Source organism: Streptomyces sp. NRRL F-5135, from assembly GCF_000719775.1.
GTDB lineage: Bacteria > Actinomycetota > Actinomycetes > Streptomycetales > Streptomycetaceae > Streptomyces > Streptomyces hebeiensis.
Map to the genome: position 1 here is coordinate 375,542 of NZ_JOHR01000008.1, position 21,738 is coordinate 397,279.

General features: G+C 73.2%; 16 protein-coding genes. 3 read left to right on the plus strand and 13 right to left on the minus strand.

What is annotated here, in order from left to right:
• Positions 1-13 precede the first annotated feature (13 nt).
• The 8 genes from IG02_RS0116775 to rsmI all read right to left on the minus strand — a co-directional run bounded on the left by IG02_RS0116775 (position 14) and on the right by rsmI (position 9,923).
• Positions 14-1,390 carry a hypothetical protein gene (locus tag IG02_RS0116775; RefSeq protein ID WP_199814030.1) on the minus strand — a complete coding sequence of 459 codons (1,377 nt, stop codon included), beginning with the start codon at positions 1,388-1,390 and terminating at the stop codon, positions 14-16.
• A 160-nt stretch (positions 1,391-1,550) separates the two neighbouring features.
• Positions 1,551-2,831 (minus strand): hypothetical protein, encoded by a 1,281-nt coding sequence (locus tag IG02_RS36490; protein WP_037803070.1) that lies wholly within the window; start codon positions 2,829-2,831, stop codon positions 1,551-1,553.
• A 280-nt stretch (positions 2,832-3,111) separates the two neighbouring features.
• Positions 3,112-4,008: a 4-(cytidine 5'-diphospho)-2-C-methyl-D-erythritol kinase gene (locus IG02_RS0116785; protein WP_030747891.1), complete on the minus strand. Its 897-nt coding sequence runs from the start codon at positions 4,006-4,008 to the stop codon at positions 3,112-3,114.
• A gap of 149 nt (positions 4,009-4,157) precedes the next feature.
• Positions 4,158-5,024: a 16S rRNA (adenine(1518)-N(6)/adenine(1519)-N(6))-dimethyltransferase RsmA gene (rsmA, locus tag IG02_RS0116790; RefSeq protein ID WP_030747894.1), complete on the minus strand. Its 867-nt coding sequence runs from the start codon at positions 5,022-5,024 to the stop codon at positions 4,158-4,160.
• Between the two features lie 125 nt (positions 5,025-5,149).
• The gene (locus IG02_RS0116795; RefSeq protein WP_420707757.1) at positions 5,150-6,781 is read right to left on the minus strand and encodes a ubiquitin-like domain-containing protein; all 1,632 of its coding nucleotides are present in this window, start codon (positions 6,779-6,781) and stop codon (positions 5,150-5,152) included.
• Between the two features lie 440 nt (positions 6,782-7,221).
• Entirely contained in the window at positions 7,222-8,109 is an 888-nt protein-coding gene (locus IG02_RS0116800; RefSeq protein ID WP_030747900.1) for a TatD family hydrolase, read from the minus strand.
• A gap of 164 nt (positions 8,110-8,273) precedes the next feature.
• Positions 8,274-8,906, minus strand: coding sequence for a hypothetical protein (locus IG02_RS43895; protein WP_420707755.1), 633 nt, complete (start codon positions 8,904-8,906; stop codon positions 8,274-8,276).
• 129 nt (positions 8,907-9,035) lie between these two features.
• Positions 9,036-9,923: a 16S rRNA (cytidine(1402)-2'-O)-methyltransferase gene (gene rsmI, locus IG02_RS0116810; RefSeq protein ID WP_030747904.1), complete on the minus strand. Its 888-nt coding sequence runs from the start codon at positions 9,921-9,923 to the stop codon at positions 9,036-9,038.
• Between the two features lie 311 nt (positions 9,924-10,234).
• Between rsmI and IG02_RS0116815 the strand changes: the two genes are divergently transcribed.
• Entirely contained in the window at positions 10,235-11,956 is a 1,722-nt protein-coding gene (locus tag IG02_RS0116815; RefSeq protein WP_030747905.1) for a dolichyl-phosphate-mannose--protein mannosyltransferase, read from the plus strand.
• Positions 11,957-12,185: 229 nt separating this feature from the next.
• The gene (locus tag IG02_RS0116820; RefSeq protein WP_030747911.1) at positions 12,186-13,868 is read left to right on the plus strand and encodes a penicillin-binding transpeptidase domain-containing protein; all 1,683 of its coding nucleotides are present in this window, start codon (positions 12,186-12,188) and stop codon (positions 13,866-13,868) included.
• 236 nt (positions 13,869-14,104) lie between these two features.
• Here the strand turns inward: IG02_RS0116820 and IG02_RS0116825 are convergent, their stop codons facing one another.
• From IG02_RS0116825 to IG02_RS0116840, 4 genes are all read right to left on the minus strand, one after another.
• Complete coding sequence (locus IG02_RS0116825) at positions 14,105-15,433, minus strand: serine hydrolase domain-containing protein (protein ID WP_030747913.1); 1,329 nt, start codon at positions 15,431-15,433, stop codon at positions 14,105-14,107.
• 112 nt (positions 15,434-15,545) lie between these two features.
• Positions 15,546-16,349 carry an energy-coupling factor ABC transporter ATP-binding protein gene (locus tag IG02_RS0116830; RefSeq protein WP_030747915.1) on the minus strand — a complete coding sequence of 268 codons (804 nt, stop codon included), beginning with the start codon at positions 16,347-16,349 and terminating at the stop codon, positions 15,546-15,548.
• Positions 16,346-17,107: a cobalt ECF transporter T component CbiQ gene (cbiQ, locus tag IG02_RS0116835; RefSeq protein ID WP_030747917.1), complete on the minus strand. Its 762-nt coding sequence runs from the start codon at positions 17,105-17,107 to the stop codon at positions 16,346-16,348. The genes IG02_RS0116830 and cbiQ overlap by 4 nt, the downstream gene beginning before the upstream one ends.
• Position 17,108: 1 nt before the next feature.
• Positions 17,109-18,377, minus strand: coding sequence for an energy-coupling factor ABC transporter permease (locus IG02_RS0116840; protein ID WP_078854529.1), 1,269 nt, complete (start codon positions 18,375-18,377; stop codon positions 17,109-17,111).
• 316 nt (positions 18,378-18,693) lie between these two features.
• Between IG02_RS0116840 and IG02_RS0116845 the strand changes: the two genes are divergently transcribed.
• The gene (locus tag IG02_RS0116845) at positions 18,694-19,197 is read left to right on the plus strand and encodes an SsgA family sporulation/cell division regulator (RefSeq protein ID WP_063756791.1); all 504 of its coding nucleotides are present in this window, start codon (positions 18,694-18,696) and stop codon (positions 19,195-19,197) included.
• 83 nt (positions 19,198-19,280) lie between these two features.
• On the opposite strand, the gene IG02_RS0116850 is transcribed toward IG02_RS0116845, so the two are convergent.
• Positions 19,281-21,608 carry an MMPL family transporter gene (locus IG02_RS0116850; protein ID WP_030747923.1) on the minus strand — a complete coding sequence of 776 codons (2,328 nt, stop codon included), beginning with the start codon at positions 21,606-21,608 and terminating at the stop codon, positions 19,281-19,283.
• Positions 21,609-21,738 lie beyond the last annotated feature (130 nt).

Consider the following 21,738-nt stretch of genomic DNA (forward strand, 5'->3'; position numbering starts at 1 on the left):
GCCGGCCGCGTGGTCAGCGCCGGTCCGATCGTGTGACGTCTCCGAGCCGGTCCCGACCCGGCGCAGCGCCATCTGCGGCAGGCACGTCCGCCGCCACGTGGCCGGATACGGCACCGGACCGGCTGTAACGGTGCCGACAGCGGCGCACCAGGGTCGGCAGCCAGGGTGCGACGCCGAGGATCGTCAGCAGGGACAACAGCGGCAGCCGCCACCACGCCGAGACGGAGGAGGGCGGCGCGGACGGCGGCGGTGGATCCGCGACCCAGGGCCGGGCGGTCTTCGACCAGGCCAGGAACGCGTCACCGATCGGGACGAGCCCGAAGGCGTACCGCTTGGTCCACGGGGTGTCGAGCGGCAGTCCCAGCAACTCGCAGTAGGCCGCCAGCGCCGACGCGAGCCGGTCGTCGCCATGGACCTGGGCCGCCCCGATGGTGACCACGGTCGCCGACGCGCTCACGCCCAGGGGCAGCGGGCCGGAGTCGACGTCGGCCGGGCCGTCCGTGCCTTTCGGGTACTCCCGTACCGCCGGTCCGAGGGCCAGCGGGGAGTCGACGAACCGGTCACGGAAACGCCGGTACTGCTCATCCGCGAACTCCGGGTCGATATCGACGAGGAAGCGCTGGATGAGGCTCTGCGAGCTGCCCCTGGCCGACTCCAGCGGTTCGCCGGTGTCCGGATCGGCCCGGTGCGGCAGCAAACCGGTCCCCGGGTCGGTCCGTGCGCGCGCCGCCCGGAGCCATCGGGTGGCGGTGCCGTCGAAGCGGGCCGGCAGCAGCGTGTCGTGCAGCCGCAGCGAGGCGATCGCCACGGTCGAGTCGACGGGCCACGCCTGCCCCGGGTACGCCGCCAGGTACGGGGAGTCCGAGGCGTCGAACGCCGCCGCGAGCGCGGCGGAGTCGGCGGCGAACCTGCGTACCTCGGCGGGGTCGCGCTCCCCGGCCGGCTGGAGGCTCAGCACCCCGCCTCGCAGCCAGTTGCTCCAGCCCCGGTGGAAGACTCCGTGCGAGGGGGTGAGGTCCGGGCTGAACGGGGCGCGGCCCGACGGGGATTCCAGTCGCTCCAGCGCCCACCGTGCCTCGCGCAGCGCCGTCGACCGCTCGCCGACGGGCCGGCGCATCCCGGACTCGGCCCGGCTCAGGCCGTACAGCACGTACGAGAAGAAGTACCCCTCCGGGAAGAGCTGTTGCGCCTCTTCACCCGCGCCGTCGTCCAGCGCCGCGCGCTGGAAAGCCAACTGCCGCTGCACGCCGGGCGGTTCGCCGTCCGGCCCGCCGGTGGCCGGTGCCACCAGCCGTACCGTTCCCAGCAGTGCGCACACGCTGACCGCGATCGCCACCACCAGGCGCGACCGCCGGAGTACCTGATGTGCTGCTGATCGCTGTCCGGGCATCGGCCGATGCTAGCGTCCCTCCCGGCAGCCTCTGCCCCCGTCGCGGTGTCGGCCCTTGTCCGGCCGATCACCCCCGAGCGGGCGCTCGAGCCGGTCGGCAGCGGTCGCCCGCGCGGGTTCCGTACGCAGTTGCGCGCGCGGGTCGGCGCGGAGTTCACCTTCACGGCGGGCTGTCCGTATCCGGCTGCCAGACCGGCTGTTCAGGGTCGTGGAGCCACGGATACTGGCCGCCGTCCGCCGTCACCGTGAGCCCGTAGTCGTACAGCTCCGGCTCACCGGCCTTGCTCCAACGCCGGTACGCCTCTTCGAGGTCGGCGACGAGATCGCGCGGACCCCACTGCCTGACGGACCTCCCGGCCAGATGCGCCCAGGAGGTGGCGGTGGAGAGCCACCACGCCGGTCCCGCATCGGTGTCCTGCCGCTCCGCGTACATCCCGGGAAGCATCAGGCCGACGGCGAACCGGGCGTGGAAGTCGTCGGTGAGCCAGTCCGGTTCGAGATCTGTCGTGCCGCGCCGCGCTGTCTCCCACGCGTCGGGCGTGTAGAGCGCGTGCAGCGGTGAGCGGCCGGCGCGGCGCTGGCCGCGCAGGTCCATGAAGGCCATGGGGTGGCCGAAGTGCCCCTCGGCCCGGTCGCCTTCGGCGGTCACCCGGAGAACCGCCAGGCCTCGGGGCTGGAGGGTGGTGCGCCAGGGTGCGACGATCAGACCGCCCGGCCGGGTCTGGGTGATCCACGCACCGGGGACCCGGGACAGGGCGGCCGTCGAGATGATCCGGTCATAGGGCGCCTTGCGGCGATGGCCGTCCTCGCCGTCACCGATCACGAGTGTGGGGTGGTATCCGGCGGCGCGCAGGGCCTCAGCGGCGGCCCGGGCCACCTCGGCATCGATCTCCACGGTCGTGACGTTCCACTCGCCAGTGCCCATGCCGGGCGCCTCGCCCGTGCTCTTGCCCGTGCCAAGCGCCGTGCCCTTGCCCTCGCCCTCGCCCTCGCCGGGTGCCTCGCCCGTGCCCTCTCCCGTCCTCTCGCACAGCAGGGCCGCGTTGTACCCGGTGCCCGTACCGATCTCCAGAACCCGTTGCCCCGGCCGCACGTCGAGGGCGGCGAGCATGGCGAAGACGGCGTCGGGCGCGCTGATCGAACTGGTGGAGAGCACTCCCCCGGCCGGGCCGGGGCGCCCGTCGTCGACCTGGGTCACCACGGGCCGGGTCATGTCGTGGACGCGCCGGGCCCAGCCGTCCGGGTCGTCCGCGCGGTCCAGTGGCTGGTACGAGCCCGCTTCGACGGACCACTCCCACACCCGTTCGGGGACGAACGCGTGGCGGGACACCCTCACGAACAGGTCGCGCATCCAGGGTTCCGCGAAACCGTCCGCGGCATCGAGCTCGGCGGCGGCGCGTGCGCGCAGGTCATCCAGGCCCCGGGCGAGATCCGTGGTCATTTCCTGTGCTTACCGCTGCCGGGTTTCGACACATCGGGGTGCTTGCTGTCCGATGTGCTCGGCGAGGGCTGAGGGGCCGGCGGGGTGGGGGCCGACGGCTTTCCGTGCTCTCCCATCGTCAACTCCCTGGTTGGTGAGAATCGTGGGTGGAGGGCCGGCACGAAGCACCAGCCCTCACTTCACGCTACCAAGAGCTGCGATCGCTCAACGCAGAGTGGCGAACTCTCGCCAACTCTCGCCACTCCCGCCACCCTCGCCGGCCCTCCACCTGCCGCACCTCTCAGCCGTCCTCCGCGCCGACGACCGTCGCGCCCGGCGCCGGCGCCGGGGCCACCCGGGCCGTACGGCAGGTGCCCGAGGCAAGCAGGGCCTCCGCCACCCGCGTCGCGGCGTCCTCGTCCTTCGCCAGGAACGCCGTCGTCGGGCCCGACCCCGAGACCAGGGCGCCCAGGGCGCCGGCCGCCGTGCCCGCCGAGAGGGTGGCGGCCAGGGACGGGCGCAGGGAAAGGGCGGCGGGCTGGAGGTCGTTGGCCAGGGTGGCCGCCAGCGCGACGGCGTCTCCCGTACGAAGCGCCTCCACCAGCGCCGGGTCGGCGGCCGGGGCGGGGACGTCCGTGCCCTCCGTGAGCCGGTCGAACTCCCCGTAGACGGCGGGCGTCGACAGACCGCCGTCCGCGACCGCGAAGGCCCAGTGGAACGCCCCGCCGACGTCGAGGGGCGTGAGCCGCTCGCCCCGGCCGGTTCCGAGCGCCGCCCCGCCGAGCAGGCTGAACGGCACGTCGCTGCCCAAGTCCGCGCAGAGCGCGAGCAGTTCCTCCCGCGAGGAGCCCAGCGACCACAGCGCGTCGCAGGCCAGCAGGGCGCCCGCGCCGTCCGCGCTGCCACCGGCCATGCCGCCCGCGACGGGGATGTCCTTGTCGATGTGGATGTGCACGCGCGGCTCGATGCCGTGCCGCGCGCCGAGCGCGATCGCCGCGCGCGCCGCCAGGTTCGACTCGTCCAGGGGCACCTGGTGCGCGTCCGGGCCGCTGCAGGTGATCCGCAGTTCGTCGGCGGGCGTCACGGTGATCTCGTCGTACAGGCCCACCGCCAGAAAGACGTTCGCCAGGTCGTGGAAGCCGTCGGGGCGCGCGGCCCCCACCGCCAGCTGGACGTTGACCTTGGCCGGCACGCGCACCCGGACCCCGGCCCCTCGCGCCCCCGCACCTTGCGCCCCCGCACCCTGTACCCCCGGGGCCTGCCTCCGTGCTCCCTGCTTCCCTGCCGCCTGCGTCGACGACGCGCCCCGTGCCCGTGCCGCCTGCGTTTCCGTCCGTTCGACCGCGCTCACGCGCCCGCCCCCTTCGACTCCGCGATCCGCGCGAACTCCTCGACCGTCAATGACTCCCCGCGCGCCCGCGGCGAGATCCCCGCCGCCACCAGCGCCGCCTCCGCCGCCGGGGCCGAGCCCGCCCACCCGGCGAGGGCCGCGCGCAGCGTCTTGCGGCGCTGCGCGAAGGCCGCGTCGACCACGGCGAAGACCTCTTCCCGGGAAGCCGTCGTCCGTACCGGTTCGGACCGGCGCACCAGCGAGACGAGACCGGAGTCCACGTTGGGCGCGGGCCAGAAGACCGTACGGCCGATGGCGCCCGCGCGCCTGACCTCCGCGTACCAGGCCGCCTTCACCGACGGCACCCCGTACACCTTGCCGCCCGGCGGCGCGGCCAGCCGGTCGGCGACCTCGGCCTGGACCATCACGAGCGTCCGCTCGATGGTCGGGAAGCGCTCCAGCATGTGCAGCAGCACCGGTACGGCGACGTTGTAGGGGAGGTTGGCGACCAGCGCCGTCGGCGCCGGGCCCGGCAGGTCCCGTACGTGCAGCGCGTCGGAGTGCACCAGCGTGAAGCGGCCGGCGCGCGCGGGCACCCGGGCCCGGACCGTGGCGGGCAGCGCGCCCGCCAGGACGTCGTCGATCTCCACGGCCGTCACCCGGTCCGCCGCCTCCAGCAGCGCCAGCGTCAGCGAGCCGAGCCCCGGGCCGACCTCCACCACGACGTCGTCAGGTCGTACGTCGGCGGTACGGACGATCCGGCGGACGGTGTTGGCGTCGATGACGAAGTTCTGCCCACGCTGTTTCGTGGGCCGGACGCCCAGGGCCGCCGCCAGCTCCCGCACGTCCGCGGGGCCCAGCAGGGCGTCGGACGCCTCGGACACCTCGGGGCGAGGCCGGGGCTCCGGCGCGGCATCGGGCGCGGAAGCCGACACGCGCACGGACCCGGACTCGGACTCGGGCGTGGACTCGGGATCGGACGCGGAATCGGACGCGGACTCAGTGGTGCTCACCCGGTCAGCCTACGGCCGCAGTGGGGCCACGGGCTCGCCCCCCGCTGCACGTACAGCTTCTTCGCGCGGAATGTCTGTTCCTCGGCCGAGGCGTTCTGGGGGCGTCCGCTGCCGCCGAGGGCCTGCCAGGTGCCCACGTCGAACTGGTAGAGACCGCCGTAGTTCCCCGACGCGTCCACCGCGCCGGGCCGGCCGCCGGACTCGCAGGCGGCGAGTCCACGCCAGTTCAGCCCGTCCGCGCCGGCCACGGACGTGGGCATGGCCTTCGTACCGACCCTGATCCGCTGGGTGACCGGCCGCCGCAGCGTCTCCGCGCGGATCGGGCGCGGCTTCTGCCGGACGCCGTTGACCGTCCGCACCGCGTAGGTGATCCGGCGGACGCCCTGTCTGCCCTGCTCATCGACGACCTCGGTCCCCCGGAACAGGGCCGGGTCCTCGGTACGGACGGTCTCGTACGGGACGGGCTCCTCGCGTACCTGCTCATGCGCGGTGATGCGCAGGACGGTGACGGTCTGGCCGTCCCTCGGGAAGCTGCCGAGGGGGACGGAGGCGGTGTCGTCGCCGTGCAGGACGATGCCCGCCTGCGCGAGCGCCTCGCCGACGGTCGCCGCGTTGGTACGGATGGTGCGCTCACGGCCGTCGGCCAGGAAGGTCACGGTCCGCTCCGTCCGTACGTCCAGGGAGAGCCCGGCGCGCGGGATGGCCGAGGCGCGCGGGAGCGAGAGGTACGCGCCCTGCGCGCGCACCCCGAGCCGGCCCAGTGCGCCCTCGACGGTGCGGGCGGTCGTCCACACCCTGCGGCGGTGGCCGTCGAGGGTGAGGGCGAGGGGGCGGCCGTAGCGGACGACGACCTCCTCCCCGTTGGCCAGCTCCGCCCCGGGCGCGGGCGCGATGTGGTCGTGCGCCCCCACGGTCACGCCTTCGTCGGCCAGCAGCTCGGTCACGTCGTCGGCGAAGGTGTGCAGGGTGCGGGGTACGCCGTCGATGTCGAGCCGTACGGCCTTGTCGTGGACGACGAACGCGGAGGTGCCGCCGGCCAGGAAGGCGACGACGAGGGCCTGCGGGAGGACTCGGCGCAGGGCGTCGGGCGGGACGGCGGCGCTCTTCCGGCGCCGGGAGGCCCGGCGGGCGGCCCGGCCGACAACCCCCGCGCCGCCCCCGCCGGCCGCCGCCTCGCGCGCCGCGCTCCGCACGGCGTCGCGAGCCGCGCCACGGGGCAGGCGCCGGGATCCCCGCGCGCGGACAGCCTGTTCGAGTTCGGCCGGCTGTGAAGGCTGTGCCGGCTGTGCCGGGCCTCGGTCCGGCTGCTGCTGGGAGTGCTTGCCCTGGCGGGCTCGTCTCTCCCGCCGGGCCTGTGCGCGGCCACCTGCGGGAACGGGAGCCGGGAGGACCGGGGCTGCGGACTCGTGGGCGGCGTAGGAGGTGCGGGCCTCGACGGGGCCGTACGGCTGCTCGTAGGGGTCGCACGGGTTGTACGGGTTGTACGGGTTGTACGGGCGGTACGCGTCGGCCGGGCGGGGCTCGGTCGCCGCCGTAGAGGGCCCGTATGCCGTCCCATACGGCTCGGGCGTAGCGTATGGCCCGTACGCCTCTCGCGGCGCGTGCGAGGCGTACGGATTGCGGGCGATATACGCCTCACCCCCGCCGTACGACTCGGGCGCCCCGTACGACTCGGCCCTCGGCAGAGCCATCGTCGTCAGGCCGGCAGCGGGCTCGTACCGCGACGACAACGGCGGCCAGGACGGCCGGGGCGGCGACTGCGACGGCGTCCGCGCGGCGACGGGCACGGCCCTGGCGGCGCGGCGCCCGCCGCGTGCGGCACGGTGACTGCCCTGCGCATTGCTCACGACGCTCCACAAGGTCCGACGACGGCCCACCCGCACGGCGGCCGGGCCCGGAGACTAGCGGAGCAGACGTCACTCTCCCAAGTCGGTCAACTACCCACAGTCGCGAAAACCGGCGCAATGCGCCTCTCTCACCCGGCCGCGCGCCACCACGCGCTGCCACGCGCCGCCAACCGCCCTGGGCGCTGCCACGCGCCGCCGAGCGCCCCCGGACCGCGATGTTCCTAATAGCCGAACGCCCGCGCCGTGTTCCGGGAAATCGCCTCGGCCATCGCGTCCTCCCCGACACCCCGCACATTCGCCATGGCGCGGAGTGTGACGGGAATGAGATACGGCGCATTCGGGCGGCCGCGGAACGGGGCGGGGGTGAGAAAAGGAGCGTCCGTCTCGACCAGTACGAGATCCAGCGGCGCTACGGTGAGCGCGTCCCGCAACGATTGAGCGTTCTTGAACGTCACATTGCCCGCGAAGGACATGTAGTAGCCGGCGGAGGCGCACACCTGGGCCATTTCCGCATCGCCGGAATAGCAATGGAAGACCGTACGCTCCGGGGCGCCCTCGTCGGCGAGGATGCGCAGCACGTCGGCATGTGCCTCGCGGTCGTGAATGACGAGGGTCTTGCCGTGCCGCTTGGCGATCTCGATATGGGCGCGGAAGGACCGTTCCTGCGCCGCCATGCCCTCCGGGCCGGTCCTGAAGTGATCGAGCCCCGTCTCCCCGACGGCCCGCACCTCCGGCAGGGCCGCCAGCCGGTCGATCTCGGTCAGGGCGTCGTCCAGCGCCGGGTCGCCGCCGCCCGGTCGCGCGCCCTGCCGGGACCAGCCGTCGGGGTCGCCGTGCACGATCCGGGGAGCCTCGTTGGGGTGCAGGGCGACCGCCGCGTGCACGTTCTCGTGACGGGCGGCCGTCTCCGCGGCCCACCGGGACCCCTTGATGTCGCAGCCGACCTGGATCACGGTCGTGACCCCCACCGCGGCGGCCCTGGCCAGCCCCTCCTCGACGGTGCCGTCCTGCATGTCCAGGTGGGTGTGCGAGTCCGCGACCGGCACCCGGAGGGGCTCGGGCGGCGGGGGCGGGGCCTGGTCCTGCCTGGACCGGTTCTGCGCGCTCATGGGCGCGATCCTACGAGGACCGCGCCCATGGGCCGACGCGTGGTGGTGACGGCCGCCCGGCGACCCGCCGGCCAGGGCCACGGCCCTCGGCCGTGCCCCGGCGACAGACCGGCCGCGGCGGCTCACCCGCGGCAGTTCGGCCGCCACGACTCGGCGGCGGTGACTCAGCGGCGGTGCTGGAAGGGATGCAGCAGGTCGGACAGGTGCCACTGGTGATGCCCCCGGCCGCCCCCGCCCCGCCGGGCGTCCTGGCGTGAGTCCTGGGCGCCCTGCCCGGCGTCGGTCCCGTTCCGGCCCACGGCGCCGGGCACCGTACCGCCCGCGCCGCCCGCCACGGTCGTACCGTTGCGCCCGTTCCTGCCCTTCGAGCCGTTCTTGCCTGTCGTGCCGTTCTTGCCCGTCGTGCCGCTCCGGACGCTCCACACGCCGCCGAAGGGCCCGGTCGGGCTGACGGGTATCTCGTCCACCGCTCCGGCGGCCCCGCCCTCGGCCCCCTGCGCGGGCACCGGTCCGCCCGCGAGCCCGGCGGGGTGGTCGGTGATGCCCATCAGCGCCCGCACGGACGAGACGCGCCCGGAGCGCATGATGCGCACGACGTGGCCCCCGCAGTTGCCGCACGTCGGGCTCGACAGGGGTGAGGGCACCCGCACGCCACCCGACTTGTACACAACGAAATTCTGGCCCGAGCCGTCGACGAAGTGCTCTATGTCATAGGCCGACTCCCAGCCGTGCCCGCAACGCATGCAACAAAAGGCATATGCCTCGTGGGCCACGCCCGTGCCCGCGGTGTCACTCATGCCAGCTCCTCTCCACCCACCAAGTGGACGCCTCTGCCGGCGGGAGCGCATCAGCCCCTGTCGATAAATGGAGTGGTTTTGGTATTTCTCATGCTCTGCCAGACCGGTACCCGGTCTGGCCTTTGCATTTCACGATAGTCCTTTGCCGTTCGCGGAGGCCGCGCGTGCGGCGTTCTTTGACGCGACCACAGCGTCGAACACCTCGCGCTTGGGCAGACCCGCCTCGGCGGCGACGGCGGCGATGGCCTCCTTGCGCCGCTCCCCCGCCTCCTCCCGGTCGCGGACCCGGCGCACCAGTTCCGCCGGATCCAGCTCCCCGGGGCCGGTCTCGGGCGCGCCGGACACGACGACGGTGATCTCGCCGCGCACGCCGTCGGCCGCCCAGTCCGCCAGCTCGCCGAGGCCGCCGCGCTTGACCTCCTCGTACGTCTTGGTCAGCTCGCGGCAGACGGCGGCGCGCCGGTCCGCGCCGAAGACCTCGGCCATCGCGGCCAGCGTGGCGTCGAGCCGGCGGGGGGACTCGAAGTAGACGAGCGTGCGCCGCTCGCCCGCCGCTTCCCGCAGCCGGGCGAGCCGCTCGCCCGGCTTGCGCGGCAGGAAACCCTCGAAGCAGAAGCGGTCCACGGGCAGACCGGAGAGCGCGAGCGCGGTCAGAACGGCGGAGGGGCCGGGGACGGCGGTGACCCGGATACCGCGCTCGACGGCCGCCGCCACCAGCCGGTAGCCGGGGTCGGAGACGGACGGCATGCCCGCGTCCGTCACGAGCAGCACCCGCGCCCCGCCCGCCAGTGCCTCGACCAGCTCGGGCGTCCTGGCGGACTCGTTGCCCTCGAAGTACGACACGATCCGGCCACGGGTGTGCGCCTGGAGCGCCTGGGTCAGCCGGCGCAGCCGCCGGGTGTCCTCGGCGGCGATCACGTCGGCGTTCGCCAGTTCGGTGACGAGCCGGGGCGGCGCGTCCGCGACGTCGCCGATGGGGGTCCCGGCGAGGACGAGGGTTCCCACGTCGGCGCCCATGTCGCTGTCCGTTTCGGCGCGCATGTCGAGGTCCGTTTCGGCGTCCGTGTCGGTGCCCGTTTCGGCCCCCGTGCCGGTGTCCGTGCCGGTGCTCGTCTCAGCACCCGCCTCAGCGCTGACATCAGCGCTCGCGTCCGTGCCCGTATCGGTTTCCGCGTCAGTGCCCGTGTGGGTGCCAGTGCCAGTCACATCCGCCATCCTCGCAGGGCGCGGCCGCACGGCGTGGCGCGCGGGGCGCGGGTACCCGTGGGCCGTCGCCCTCATCCGGTGCGAGGCGCCCGCCGCACAGCCTCGTTCCCTACGATGGCGCGGTGACCAGTACTGCGCCAGAAGCCCTCCAGGGGCACGACGCCGGCGACACACCACCCTCCTGGCCCCAGCGGCTGCGCCGGTTCGGCCATGTGCCCCGGCCGGTCATCGGGCTCCGCGAGCGGCTGGTACCGCCGTACACCCGCCCCTCCGACAGGCTGTGGGCGGTGCTCGCCGTACCGCCCGCCCTGGCGGCGCGGCTGGTCCGCTGGTCGGCGTGGGGCGGGCCGCTGCTCGTGGCGCTCGTCGCGGGGCTGCTGCGGTTCTGGAACCTGGGCAACCCCAAGGCGTTGATATTCGATGAGACGTACTACGCGAAGGACGCGTGGGCGCTCGTCAACCAGGGGTACGAGGGCAGCTGGCCCAAAGACGTCGACAAGGCGATCCTGAAGGACCCCTCCTCGGTGCCTGTGCCCACGGACCCCGGCTATGTCGTGCATCCGCCGATGGGCAAATGGGTCATCGGGATCGGCGAGCAGATCTTCGGCTTCACACCGTTCGGCTGGCGCTTCATGGTCGCGGTGCTCGGCACGCTGTCGGTGCTGATGCTGTGCCGGATCGGACGCAGGCTGTTCCGCTCGACCTTCCTGGGCTGCCTGGCGGGCGCGCTGCTCGCCGTGGACGGGCTGCACTTCGTGATGAGCAGGACCGCGCTGCTCGACCTGGTGCTGATGTTCTTCGTACTGGCCGCGTTCGGCTGTCTGCTGATCGACCGGGACCGCGCCCGGCAGCGGCTGGCGGCGGCGCTCCCGGAGGACGAGGAGGGCGTGCTGCGCCCGGACGACTCGGTGGCCGCGACGCTGCGCCTGGGGTGGCGGCCCTGGCGGCTCGCGGCCGGCCTGATGCTGGGACTGGCGCTCGCCACGAAGTGGAACGGTCTCTACATCCTGGCCGCGTTCGGGCTGATGACCGTTCTCTGGGACGTCGGCGCGCGCCGGACGGCGGGCGCGGTCCGGCCGTACCTGGCGGTGCTCAAGCGCGACCTCCTGCCGGCGTTCGTCTCCACGGTGCCGGTGGCGGTGGTCACGTACGTCGCGTCGTGGACCGGCTGGATCGTCACCGGCAAGGGGTACTTCCGCAACTGGGCGGAGACCCAGGGCAAGGGCGGCTACTTCACCTGGCTGCCGGACTGGCTGCGCAGCCTGTGGCACTACGAGAACGAGGTCTACGACTTCCACATCAACCTGACCTCCGGTCACACCTACCAGTCGAACCCGTGGAGCTGGATCGTCCTGGGCCGCCCGGTCTCGTACTTCTACGAGGACCCGCCGGCGGGCAAGGACGGGTGCCCGGCCTCGACGCCCGGCGAGTGCGCCCGCGAGGTCCTGGCGATCGGCACCCCGTTGCTGTGGTGGGCGGCGGCGTTCGCGCTCGTGTACGTCCTGTGGCGGTGGTTCTTCCGGCGCGACTGGCGCGCGGGCGCGATCGCGTGCGGGGCGGCGGCGGGCTGGCTGCCGTGGTTCATGTACCAGGAGCGGACGATCTTCCTCTTCTACGCGGTCGTGTTCGTGCCGTTCCTCTGCCTGGCGGTGGCCATGATGATCGGCGCCATGGTCGGCCCGGCGGGCTCGGACGAGAGACGCAGGACGGCGGGCGCGGTCGGCGCGGGTGTGCTGGTGCTGCTGATCGCGTGGAACTTCATTTATTTCTGGCCGCTGTACACGGGCACCCCGATCCCGATCGACTCCTGGCGCTCCCGGATGTGGTTCGACACCTGGGTCTAGGAAATGCGGGTGCGGCGAATGCGGTGGCGAACGTGGGTGTCGCGAACGTGGGTGCGGCGACCGGACCGCGCCCCTGCCCCGTGGCGCCCGTCCCGGTCCTGTAACGCTCTTCACCCGCGCCCGTGGTCGTCCCGTAGAGTGCGGCCCGTCGACTGATTCCCTTGAACGTGTTCAGAGATTCGAGGAGGGGGGCTCCTGCCAAAGGGGTTCCCGGGAGGGGGCCGCACAGATGCGCAGTGGAGCGAAGGTCGCCGTGATCGGCGGGGTGTTCGCGGTGGTCGCGGGCGGGGTGGGGTACGGCGCGTACACCTTCCTCGGCGGCGAATCGGGCATCACGGCCACGACGAAGAGCGAGGTCAGGACCGGGCCGCTGAGCGCGGCCGAGATAGACGAGGCCGCCAAGGGCTTCCTGACCGCATGGGCGGACGGCACGGACGCGGCCGAGGTCGCGCAGCTGACCAACGACGCCGTCGCCGCCGGGCCGGTCATCAGCGGCTTCCGCAAGGAGGCCCACGTCCAGGACGCGGTGATCACTCCGGGGCCGGCGACGGGGACCACGGTGCCGTTCACCGTCAAGGCCACGGTGTCCTTCAAGGGGCAGAGCAAGCCCTGGAGTTACGAGTCGGAGCTGAAGGTCGTGCGCGGGGAGAGCACCGGCCGGCCGCTGGTCGCCTGGTCGCCGTCCGTGGTCCATCCGAAGCTGACGGACAACTCCCGCCTGGTCACGGGCGAGGCGTCGAACCCGCCGATCAAGGCCGTGGACCGCTCGGGCGCGGAGCTGACGGCGGAGCAGTACCCCTCGCTCGCCCCGCTCCTGAGCGAGCTGCGGAAACGGTACGGCGACAAGGCGGGCGGCTCGGCGGGGATCGAGCTGGTGCTGAAGGGCGACAGCGGGGGCGAGAACGGCAGCGGGAGCGACGACGGCGCCGGCGACGCCTCGGCGGACGCGAAGGCCGGGGCGGTGGCCGACCAGACGCTGCTGACGCTCGCCAAGGGGAAGCCCGGCACGCTGGAGACGACGCTGGACGCGGGCGTGCAGGCGGCAGCCGAGAAGGCGGTGAAGAAGTACAGCGAGGCGTCGGCCGTGGCCGTCAAGCCCAGCACGGGCGAGATACTGGCGGTCGCCAACAACCGCAAGGACGGCTGGAACGCGGCGATGCTGGGCCGGCAGGCGCCCGGCTCCACGATGAAGGTGATGACGGCGGCGCTGCTGCTGGAGAAGGACCTGGTCGCGGCCGACAGGCCGGCCGAGTGCCCGAAGCAGGCGATGTACCAGGGCGCCACGTTCCAGAACCTGGACGGCTTCGACATCAAGGGCGGCACCTTCTCGCAGAGCTTCGCGCGCTCCTGCAACACCGCCTTCATCAAGCTGATCGACGACACGGGGGACGACGGCGCGCTGGCGAAGGAGGCGAAGGAGGTCTTTGGCATCGGCCTGAACTGGCAGACCGGGGTCCCGTCCTTCGACGGCAGCGTCCCGGCCGGTACCGGCAGCGAGGCCGCGGCGCAGTACATCGGCCAGGGCACGGTACAGATGAACGTCCTCAACCTGGCCTCGGTCACCGCCACCGCCAAGACCGGCTCGTTCAAGCAGCCGGTCATCGTGTCGCCTTCGCTGGACGACCGCGAGGTGGCGACCGCCTCGCGCTCGCTCGCGCCGGGCGTGACGGACCAGCTGCGTTCCATGATGCGGCTGACCGCCACGAGCGGCACCGGCGCCAAGGCGATGTCCGGACTCGGCGGCGACAAGGGCGCGAAGACGGGCTCGGCGGAGGTGGACGGCCAGGAGACGTCCAACAGCTGGTTCACCGGGTACGAGGACGACCTCGCCGCGGCGGCGGTGGTCCAGTCCGGCGGCCACGGCGGCGACGCGGCCGGTCCGTTGGTGGCGGCGGTACTGGGCGCGGAGTGACGAGCGCCCGCTCATACGTACGGTTCTCCACCATGGCCGGTTGGCCGTAACCCAGGTGGGCCGTAGGGCCGGTTGACCGTACGCCCGCTCGCCCGTACGTCTGCTCGCCCGCTCGCCCGTTCACTCTCTTCGGGGGCGAGCGGGCTGTGGCGCTCCGGGCAGCCACCGTCCAGGGCGTGGACACCCGGCCCCGGCGGCTCACGCGGAGGAGCCGACTCGGATGGGCGGACGGGGACTCAGGTGGCCGACACCACGCCCCGTACCGCCCGTACCAGCGCCTGCGCCCGCGGGTCCGCCGTAACTCCCCTGCGCATCCCGTTCGTCACATAACCGAACGCGATCCCCGACTCCGGGTCCGCGAAGCCCAGGGAACCGCCGCGCCCCGGGTGCCCGAACGACCCCGGCCCCAGCAGCGGGGCCGCCGGGCCGTGCAGCATGAAGCCGAGGCCGAAGCGGGTGGAGACGACGAGGACGCGGTCCGGGCCCGCCGACTCCTCCGTACGGGCCAGGGTCAGCGTCGCCGGGGCGAACAGCCGGTGGCCGTCCACCGGACCGATCATCGCCGCGTAGCAGCGCGCCAGCGCGCGGGCCGTCGATATGCCGCCGGAGCCCGGGAGTTCGGCGGCGCGGTAGGCCGGGTCGTTCTCGTCGGGCCGTGGCTGGATCACGTCGAACGCCCGCCGTGTCAGCGACTCCGGGTCCTGGTACGCCTGGGACACCGACCGCTTCGGGCGGAGCTTCAGCTCGCCGCCGGCCGGCGCGCCCGGCGTGACGTCCTCGATCCGCCCGATCCGGCCCACCCGGTGGGCTTCCTCGGCCGGCAGCCCGACCCAGAAGTCCAGGCCCAGCGGGCGGGCGATCTCCTCGGCGATCCAGCGGCCGATCCCCCGGCCGGTCACCCGCCGGACCAGTTCCGCGATCAGCCAGCTGTAGGTGTGGGCGTGGTAGCCGTGGTCGGTGCCCGGCTCCCAGGCGGGCAGCTGGGCCGCCAGCGCCCGGGCGCCCGTCTCGCCGTCGACGGCCTCGGCGGGGGTCAGCGACCGGTCCAGTACGGGCAGGCCCGCGCGGTGCGAGAGGAGATGGCGGACGAGGACCCGTTCCTTGCCCGCGGCCTTGAACTCCTGCCAGTACGTGCCCACCGGCGCGTCGAGGTCGATCTGCCCGCGCTGGTGCAGCAGGAGCGGTACGGCCGCGGCCACGCCCTTGGTCGCGGACCGTACGACCTGCGCCGTGTCGACCGCCCAGGGCGCCGCGTCCGCACCTGCCTCGCCCGAGCCCAAGCCCGAACCCGAACCCGAACCCGAGCCCGAGAGCGAGAGCGAGCCCCGTGCCTCCGCGCCCGTGCCCGCACCACCCGCCCCCGGCGCCTCCGTGCCCGACGCGTCCGCCGGCCCCGGCCCGAACACGTCGCGCGTGCCCGCCCACAGGTCGACGACCTTCCGCCCGTCCCGGTACACGGCGACCGCCGCGCCGCGTTCACCGAGCCGTTCGAAGTTCCGTACGAATGCGTCCCTGACCGGCTCGAAGCCCGCCGCCACCGTGCCCTGGACGTCCACGTCCGTCATCCCGCCCGTCATTCTCACGTCGATCCCGCGTCGTTCCGGCGCCGTTCCCGCGCGGTTACCCGCGCCCGTCGTGCCGGGCGCCGCGTACCGCCTGCCCGTGCGCGCACTCCTTCTATGGTGCAGTGCGGCGCGGCGACACAGAACGCGGGTCAAAACCGAACGGGAGCTCCAGCCGGTGTGCCGCCATCAGTTCCCCGTCGGACAGCAGTTCCGGCGTGGGCCCGTCCGCGGCGATGACGCCCTCGCTGAGGACGACCGCGCGCGGGCAGAGTTCTAGCGCGTACGGCAGGTCGTGCGTGACCATGAGCACGGTGACGTCCAGCGAGAGCAGGAGATCCGCCAGTTCGCGCCGGGAGGCCGGGTCCAGGTTGGACGACGGCTCGTCCAGTACGAGGATCTCCGGCTCCATCACGAGGACGGTCGCCACCGCGACCCGGCGCCGCTGTCCGAACGACAGGTGGTGGGGCGGCCGGTCCGCGTACTCCGCCATGCCGACCTGGTCGAGCGCCGCGCCGACCCGGGCCGCCAGTTCCGGGCCGCGGATTCCGGCAGCCGCCGGACCGAAGGCCACGTCCTCTCGTACGGTCGGCATGAAGAGCTGGTCGTCCGGGTCCTGGAAGACGATGCCGACGCGGCGCCTGATCTCCGCGAGGTGACGTTTCGCCACCGGCAGTCCGGCGATCGCGACCGATCCGGCGCCGGGCTCGAGGATCCCGTTCAGATGCAGGACGAGCGTGGTCTTGCCGGCCCCGTTGGGGCCGAGCAGCGCCACCCGCTCGCCGCGCTCCACGGTGAGGTCGACGCCGTACAGCGCCTGATGGCCGTCGGGATAGGCGTACGCGAGCCCGCTGACCTCCAGGGACGCGGGCGGCGGCGGGGGTTCGGCGGACGAACGGGCGGCGGTGGCGGCAGTCATAGGAGCCAGCCAAGCAGACAGACCGCGAGCGCCGTCAGCGGGAGCGCGCCCGCGTACGCCCACTGCGCCCGGCTCGCGGTCGCCTCCTCGATGACCGGCATCGCGCCCACGTAGCCCCGGCTCACCATCGCCAGGTGCACGCGCTCCCCGCGCTCGTACGACCGGATGAACAGCGCGCCGGCGGTCTTGGCCAGCACGCCCCAGTGCCGTACGCCCCGGGCCTCGAAGCCGCGCGAGCGCCGCGCGACGGACATCCGGCGCATCTCGTCGGTGATGACATCGCCGTACCGGATCATGAAGGAGGCGATCTGCACCAGCAGCGGCGGCAGCCTGAGCCGCTGGAGACCGAGCAGGAGCGAGCGCAGTTCGGTCGTGGCGGCGAGGAGGACGGACGCGGCGACGCCGAGGGAGCCCTTGGCCAGGACGTTCCAGGCGTCCCAGAGCCCCGGCACGCTCAGCGGCACCCCCAGGAACCGCACCTCGGGCCCCGGGACCACGAACGGCATCAGGAACGCGAAGGCCACGAACGGCACCTCGATCAGCATCCGCCGCAGCAGGAAGGAGAACGGTGTGCGGGCCACCGCCGCGACGCCCGCCAGCAGCGCCGCGTAGAGCGCGAACGCCCAGACCGCCGTGCGTGGGGTGGAGACCACCACGACGACGAAGCACAGGACGGCGGCGAGCTTGCAGTGCGGGGGCAGGGTGTGGACGGATGAGTTCCCGGGCCGGTGGAGCCGGTGGGCGTGACCCGCGCCCACCTCAGCCCCGCTCGCCGGGCACGGCACGGCCGGTGGCATCGGCGCGCCCGGCCCCGGAATCGGCGGAGTCGCCAGACCCACCAGACCCACCGAAGCCACCGGAACCACCGGAACCACCGGTCCCGGTGGCGGAGGCGGCCCGGCCAACGGCACCGGCGGCGTACGTACGACGCCGGCGCACCGCCCAGAACACCCCGCTGCCGACCACGACCGTGGCCCCCACCCCGATCGCGCCCGCGAGCCCGCCGGACAGCCTGGCGTCGGCGACGTCCCGTACCCCGTAGTCGGCGAGCGGCGAGTCGGCGGCGTGGTGCGGCTCCGCCTTCTTGTCGATGCCCTGGTCGGCGGCGACCTTCTCCAGGCCGTCGGGGCTGGCAGAGGCGTAGAAGGAGACGAAGCCGGCCAGGACGAGGGCGGTGACCAGGCCGGTCACCCAGACCGTCCGGTTGGAGCGGGCACCCGCCGGTCCCCCGGACGCCGTGAGGGGCCCGGCCCCCGTCGCCGTGGCGGTCGCCGGGGAGTCTGCCGTCACCGTGGCGGCCGCCGAGGAGGCTGCCGTCGGGGCCGACGCCACGTCGACCAGTTCACCGCGGGGACCGCCGACCCGGAGCTTCAGCGGCGCCGTCAGCCCCCGCGCCCCGTACACCAGGTCGGGCCGTACGGCGATCACGGCCCCCACCGTCAGCGCGGTGATCGCGGCCTCCCCGACACCGATCAGCACGTGGACCCCCACCATCGCGGTCAGCACCTTGCCGATCGGGAGGTCCGTGGTGCCGCCGACCGCGTAGATCAGCGTGAAGGCGAGGGCCGACGCCGGTACGGAGACCAGGGCGGCCACGAACGACGAGACCGTCACCGAGCGGCGGGTGCGCGGCAGGACCCGTACCAGGCCCCGGAAGAGCGCGTACGAGACGACGGTCGTCACCACGGCCATGTCGGTGATGTTCACGCCGAGCGCGGTCAGCCCGCCGTCCGCGAAGAGGATGCCCTGCATCAACAGGACGACGGAGACGCACAGGACCCCGGTGTACGGGCCGACGAGCACCGCCGCCAGCGCCCCGCCCAGCAGATGGCCGCTGGTCCCGGCCGCGACCGGGAAGTTCAGCATCTGCGCGGCGAAGACGAATGCGGCGACCAGCCCGGCGAGCGGCGCGGTGCGCTCGTCCAGCTCCCGGCGCGCGCCGCGCAGGGCGACCGCGACGGCGCCCGCGGCGACGACACCGGTGGCGGCCGACACGGGCACGTCGATGAATCCGTCGGGGACATGCATACGAAGGCTCCGCTTCCTGGGCTGGGACGACGGGCAGGGCGTACCGACAGGGCCGTTCGATGATGAGCTTCTTGCGAATGATGCGCAAGAGCGTGCCGAACGCGCACGATTCACGCCCACACCCACGCCCACGCCCACGCCCACGCCCACGCCGACAGCCGGGACCGGAACGACCGGGAGGGCCGGGACGGCCGAGCCGACCGGGACCAGCGCATGCGCAACCGAACAGATTATGGATAAATCGACATAATTTGCACCCTTGAGGGGCATGTGTCCGTTGAGGTCACCGAGGACGAGGATGCCAAGGAGCGTGCCGATGTCTCCCACCGTCGAGCAGCCCGCGAAAGCCCGTCTCATCACTGACGCCCCTTGGCCCCGGACCGTCTCCGTGCTCCTGCGCTACGACGGCGAGGACCCGCTGGCCCTGCGGATCGTGTTCCCTCCGGAAGTCTCGCGCGACCAGGGCGAGGTGGTCTGGTCCTTCGCCCGCGATCTCCTCGAGGCCGGTCTGCGGCTGCCGAGCGGCGACGGCGACGTTGAGGTGTGGCCGTGCGGCCGGGCGCAGACCGTCGTCGAGTTCCACTCGCCGGACGGAGTGGCGGTGGTCCAGTTCGACTCGGCGCCGCTGCGGCGGTTCCTGCGGAGCTGCTCCGCGACGGCTCCGGCCAAAGTCGAGACCAAGGCCGGAGCCAGAACCAGAGCCAGAGCCGCGGAAGTATCAGGAAGCGGTCTCGACACCCACGCCGACGTGGGCACCGACGAGGCAGCGACGCCGAAGGCCGGCCACTCCACTCGAGCGGCGGCCTCCGGCGTCGGCTGACCGGCGCATACGGAGAGCGGCCGACCGGAAACCGGTCATCCGGAAACCGGCTGGCCGGCCGTAAGACCTACGCCCCCACGCCCCTACGCCCGGATCAGCTCACGCTCCCCGCCCGGGCCGCCGTCGTTCCCGGCCCCGTCATCGGACGCGTCACCGAGGTGCTTGCGCAGGGCCTCGCCCTCGACGTCCACGTTCGGCAGCGCCCGGTCCAGCCAACGCGGCAGCCACCACGCCTTGTGTCCGAGCAGCGCGAGCACGGCGGGCACGATGGCCATCCGGACCACGAAGGCGTCGAAGAAGACCGCGATCGCCAGCCCGAAGCCGATCATCTTGATCATCGATTCGCTGGAGCCGATGAAGCCCGCGAAGACGGCCATCATGATGACCGCGGCGGCCGTGACCACCCGAGCGCCGTGCCGGAAGCCGGTGACGATCGCCTCGCCGGGCCGCTCGCCGTGGACGTACGCCTCACGCATCCGCGTGACCAGGAAGACCTCGTAGTCCATGGCCAGGCCGAAGACGACACCCACCATGAAGATCGGCATCATCGACATCACCGGGCCGGTCTGCTCGACCCCGAACAGCCCGCCCAGCCAGCCCCACTGGAACACCGCGACGACCGCGCCGAGGGCGGCGACGACGGAGAGCAGGAAGCCGAGCGCGGCCTTCAGCGGCACCAGCACGGACCGGAACACCAGGATCAGCAGCAGGAACGCGAGGCCGACGACGAGCGCCAGGTACGGGATCAGCGCGTCGTTCATCTTCTCGGAGAAGTCGATGTTCATCGCGGTGGCGCCGGTGACGAGCACCGTCGCGCCGTCGTCCGCCGCGATCTCGCCGCCCGTGTCCCGGATGGAGTGGACGAGGTCCTCCGTCGCGACCGAGGAGGGCCGCTCCTTCGGTATGACGGTGACGGTCGCCGTGTCGCCGGACTTGTCGAGGGTGGCGGGGGTGACGGCGACGACACCGTCCATCTTCTCGACGGAGTCCGTCAGCCGGGTGGCCGCCGCCTTGGCGTTGTGCTCGGCCTTGCCGTCGACGACGACCATCAGCGGCCCGTTGAAGCCGGGGCCGAAGCCGTCGGAGAGCAGGTCGTACGCCTTGCGCTGGGTGGTGCTCGTCGGCTGCGAACCGTCGTCGGGCAGCCCCATCTCCAGGGAGGCGGCGGGCACGGCGACGGCGCCGAGCGCGACCACGGCCGTGACCAGGACGGCGACGGGACGGCGCAGCACGAAACGGGCCCAGCGGGTGCCCATGTTGGGCTTCTCCCCGGCCCGGGCGCGGCCCGCACCGCTCTCGCCGCCGCTCTCGCCGCCGCTCTCCTCGGCTGCCGTACGGGCGGCGTCCTCGGCTCCCGCGGTCCTACCGGCCTCATCGGCCTCAGCGGCCTTACGGGCCTTGCGGCCGTGGATCCGCTTGCCGACGAAGCCGAGGCCCGCCGGGATGAGGGTGAGCGCGATGAGGACGGCGATCACGACCGTGCCGGCCGCCGCGAGGCCCATCTTGGTCAGCATGGGGATGTTGACGACGGAGAGGCCGGCGAGCGCGATCACGACCGTGAGCCCGGCGAACACCACGGCGGACCCGGCCGTGCCCACGGCCCGGCCGGCCGCCTCCTCCCGCTCCCGGCCCTCGGCCAGTTCGGCGCGGTAGCGCGAGACGATGAAGAGCGCGTAGTCGATGCCGACCGCCAGTCCGATCATCATCGCGAGGATCGAGGTGGTGGAACCGAGATCGAGGACCGTGCCGAGCGCGGTGATCGTGGAGACCCCGACGCCGACCCCGATCAGCGCGGTGATCAGCGGCAGCCCGGCCGCGACCAGCGACCCGAAGGTGATGACGAGTACGATCGCGGCGACGACGACCCCGATGACCTCGGTGGCGCCGGTCTCCGGCATCACCTGGAGCGCGTCACCGCCGATCTCGACGGTCATCCCCCTGTCACGGGCGTCCCCGCCCGTGTCCTCCAGCGCCGTCCGGGTCTCGTCGGTCAGCTCCATCGAGCTGACCTTGTACGAGACCTGGATGTACGCGGTCGAGCCGTCCCTGGAGACGGCCTGCGCCTGGTACGGGTCCGTCACCGAGGCCACCTGCGGCGACCCGGACGACAGCTCGTCCACGATCTCGCGCACCTCGGCCTTGTGGGCGGCGTCGGTCATCTTCTCGCCCTCGGACGCCTTGAAGACGACCCGGGCGGTGGCGCCGTCGGCACTGGCACCGGGGAAGCGTTCCTCCAGCAGATCGAAGGCGCGCTGGGCCTCCGTGCCGGGGATGGAGAACGAACTGGAGGTGGCGGTGGACGCGGTCGCCGCGCCCACTCCGGCGAGCGCGAGCAGCGCCACCCATATCAGTGCGACGAAGCGGCGGCGCCGGAAGGCGAGCCGTCCGAGCTTGTAGAGAAACGTGGCCACGAGGACGTACTCCCGGTGTGGTCGGTACGGAAAGGGGCATGGGGAGCCGACCCGACGGCGAGAGCGGAACGCGTCAGGGTGGTGCGGTGCGCACGGCAACACGCGTGGGGGGCGCGAGGGCCGGTGCGGG

Bases quoted from the DNA above. Each gene is read 5' to 3' on its own strand.
- IG02_RS0116820 (WP_030747911.1), top strand. From the start codon at position 12,186: ATGCGCAGTGGAGCGAAGGTCGCCGTGATCGGCGGGGTGTTCGCGGTG.
- IG02_RS43895 (WP_420707755.1), bottom strand. From the start codon at position 8,906: ATGAGTGACACCGCGGGCACGGGCGTGGCCCACGAGGCATATGCCTTT.
- IG02_RS0116840 (WP_078854529.1), bottom strand. From the start codon at position 18,377: ATGCATGTCCCCGACGGATTCATCGACGTGCCCGTGTCGGCCGCCACC.
- IG02_RS0116800 (WP_030747900.1), bottom strand. From the start codon at position 8,109: ATGAGCGCGCAGAACCGGTCCAGGCAGGACCAGGCCCCGCCCCCGCCG.
- IG02_RS0116845 (WP_063756791.1), top strand. From the start codon at position 18,694: ATGTCTCCCACCGTCGAGCAGCCCGCGAAAGCCCGTCTCATCACTGAC.
- IG02_RS0116830 (WP_030747915.1), bottom strand. From the start codon at position 16,349: ATGACTGCCGCCACCGCCGCCCGTTCGTCCGCCGAACCCCCGCCGCCG.
- IG02_RS36490 (WP_037803070.1), bottom strand. From the start codon at position 2,831: ATGACCACGGATCTCGCCCGGGGCCTGGATGACCTGCGCGCACGCGCC.
- IG02_RS0116825 (WP_030747913.1), bottom strand. From the start codon at position 15,433: ATGACGGACGTGGACGTCCAGGGCACGGTGGCGGCGGGCTTCGAGCCG.
- IG02_RS0116775 (WP_199814030.1), bottom strand. From the start codon at position 1,390: ATGCCCGGACAGCGATCAGCAGCACATCAGGTACTCCGGCGGTCGCGC.
- rsmI (WP_030747904.1), bottom strand. From the start codon at position 9,923: ATGGGCGCCGACGTGGGAACCCTCGTCCTCGCCGGGACCCCCATCGGC.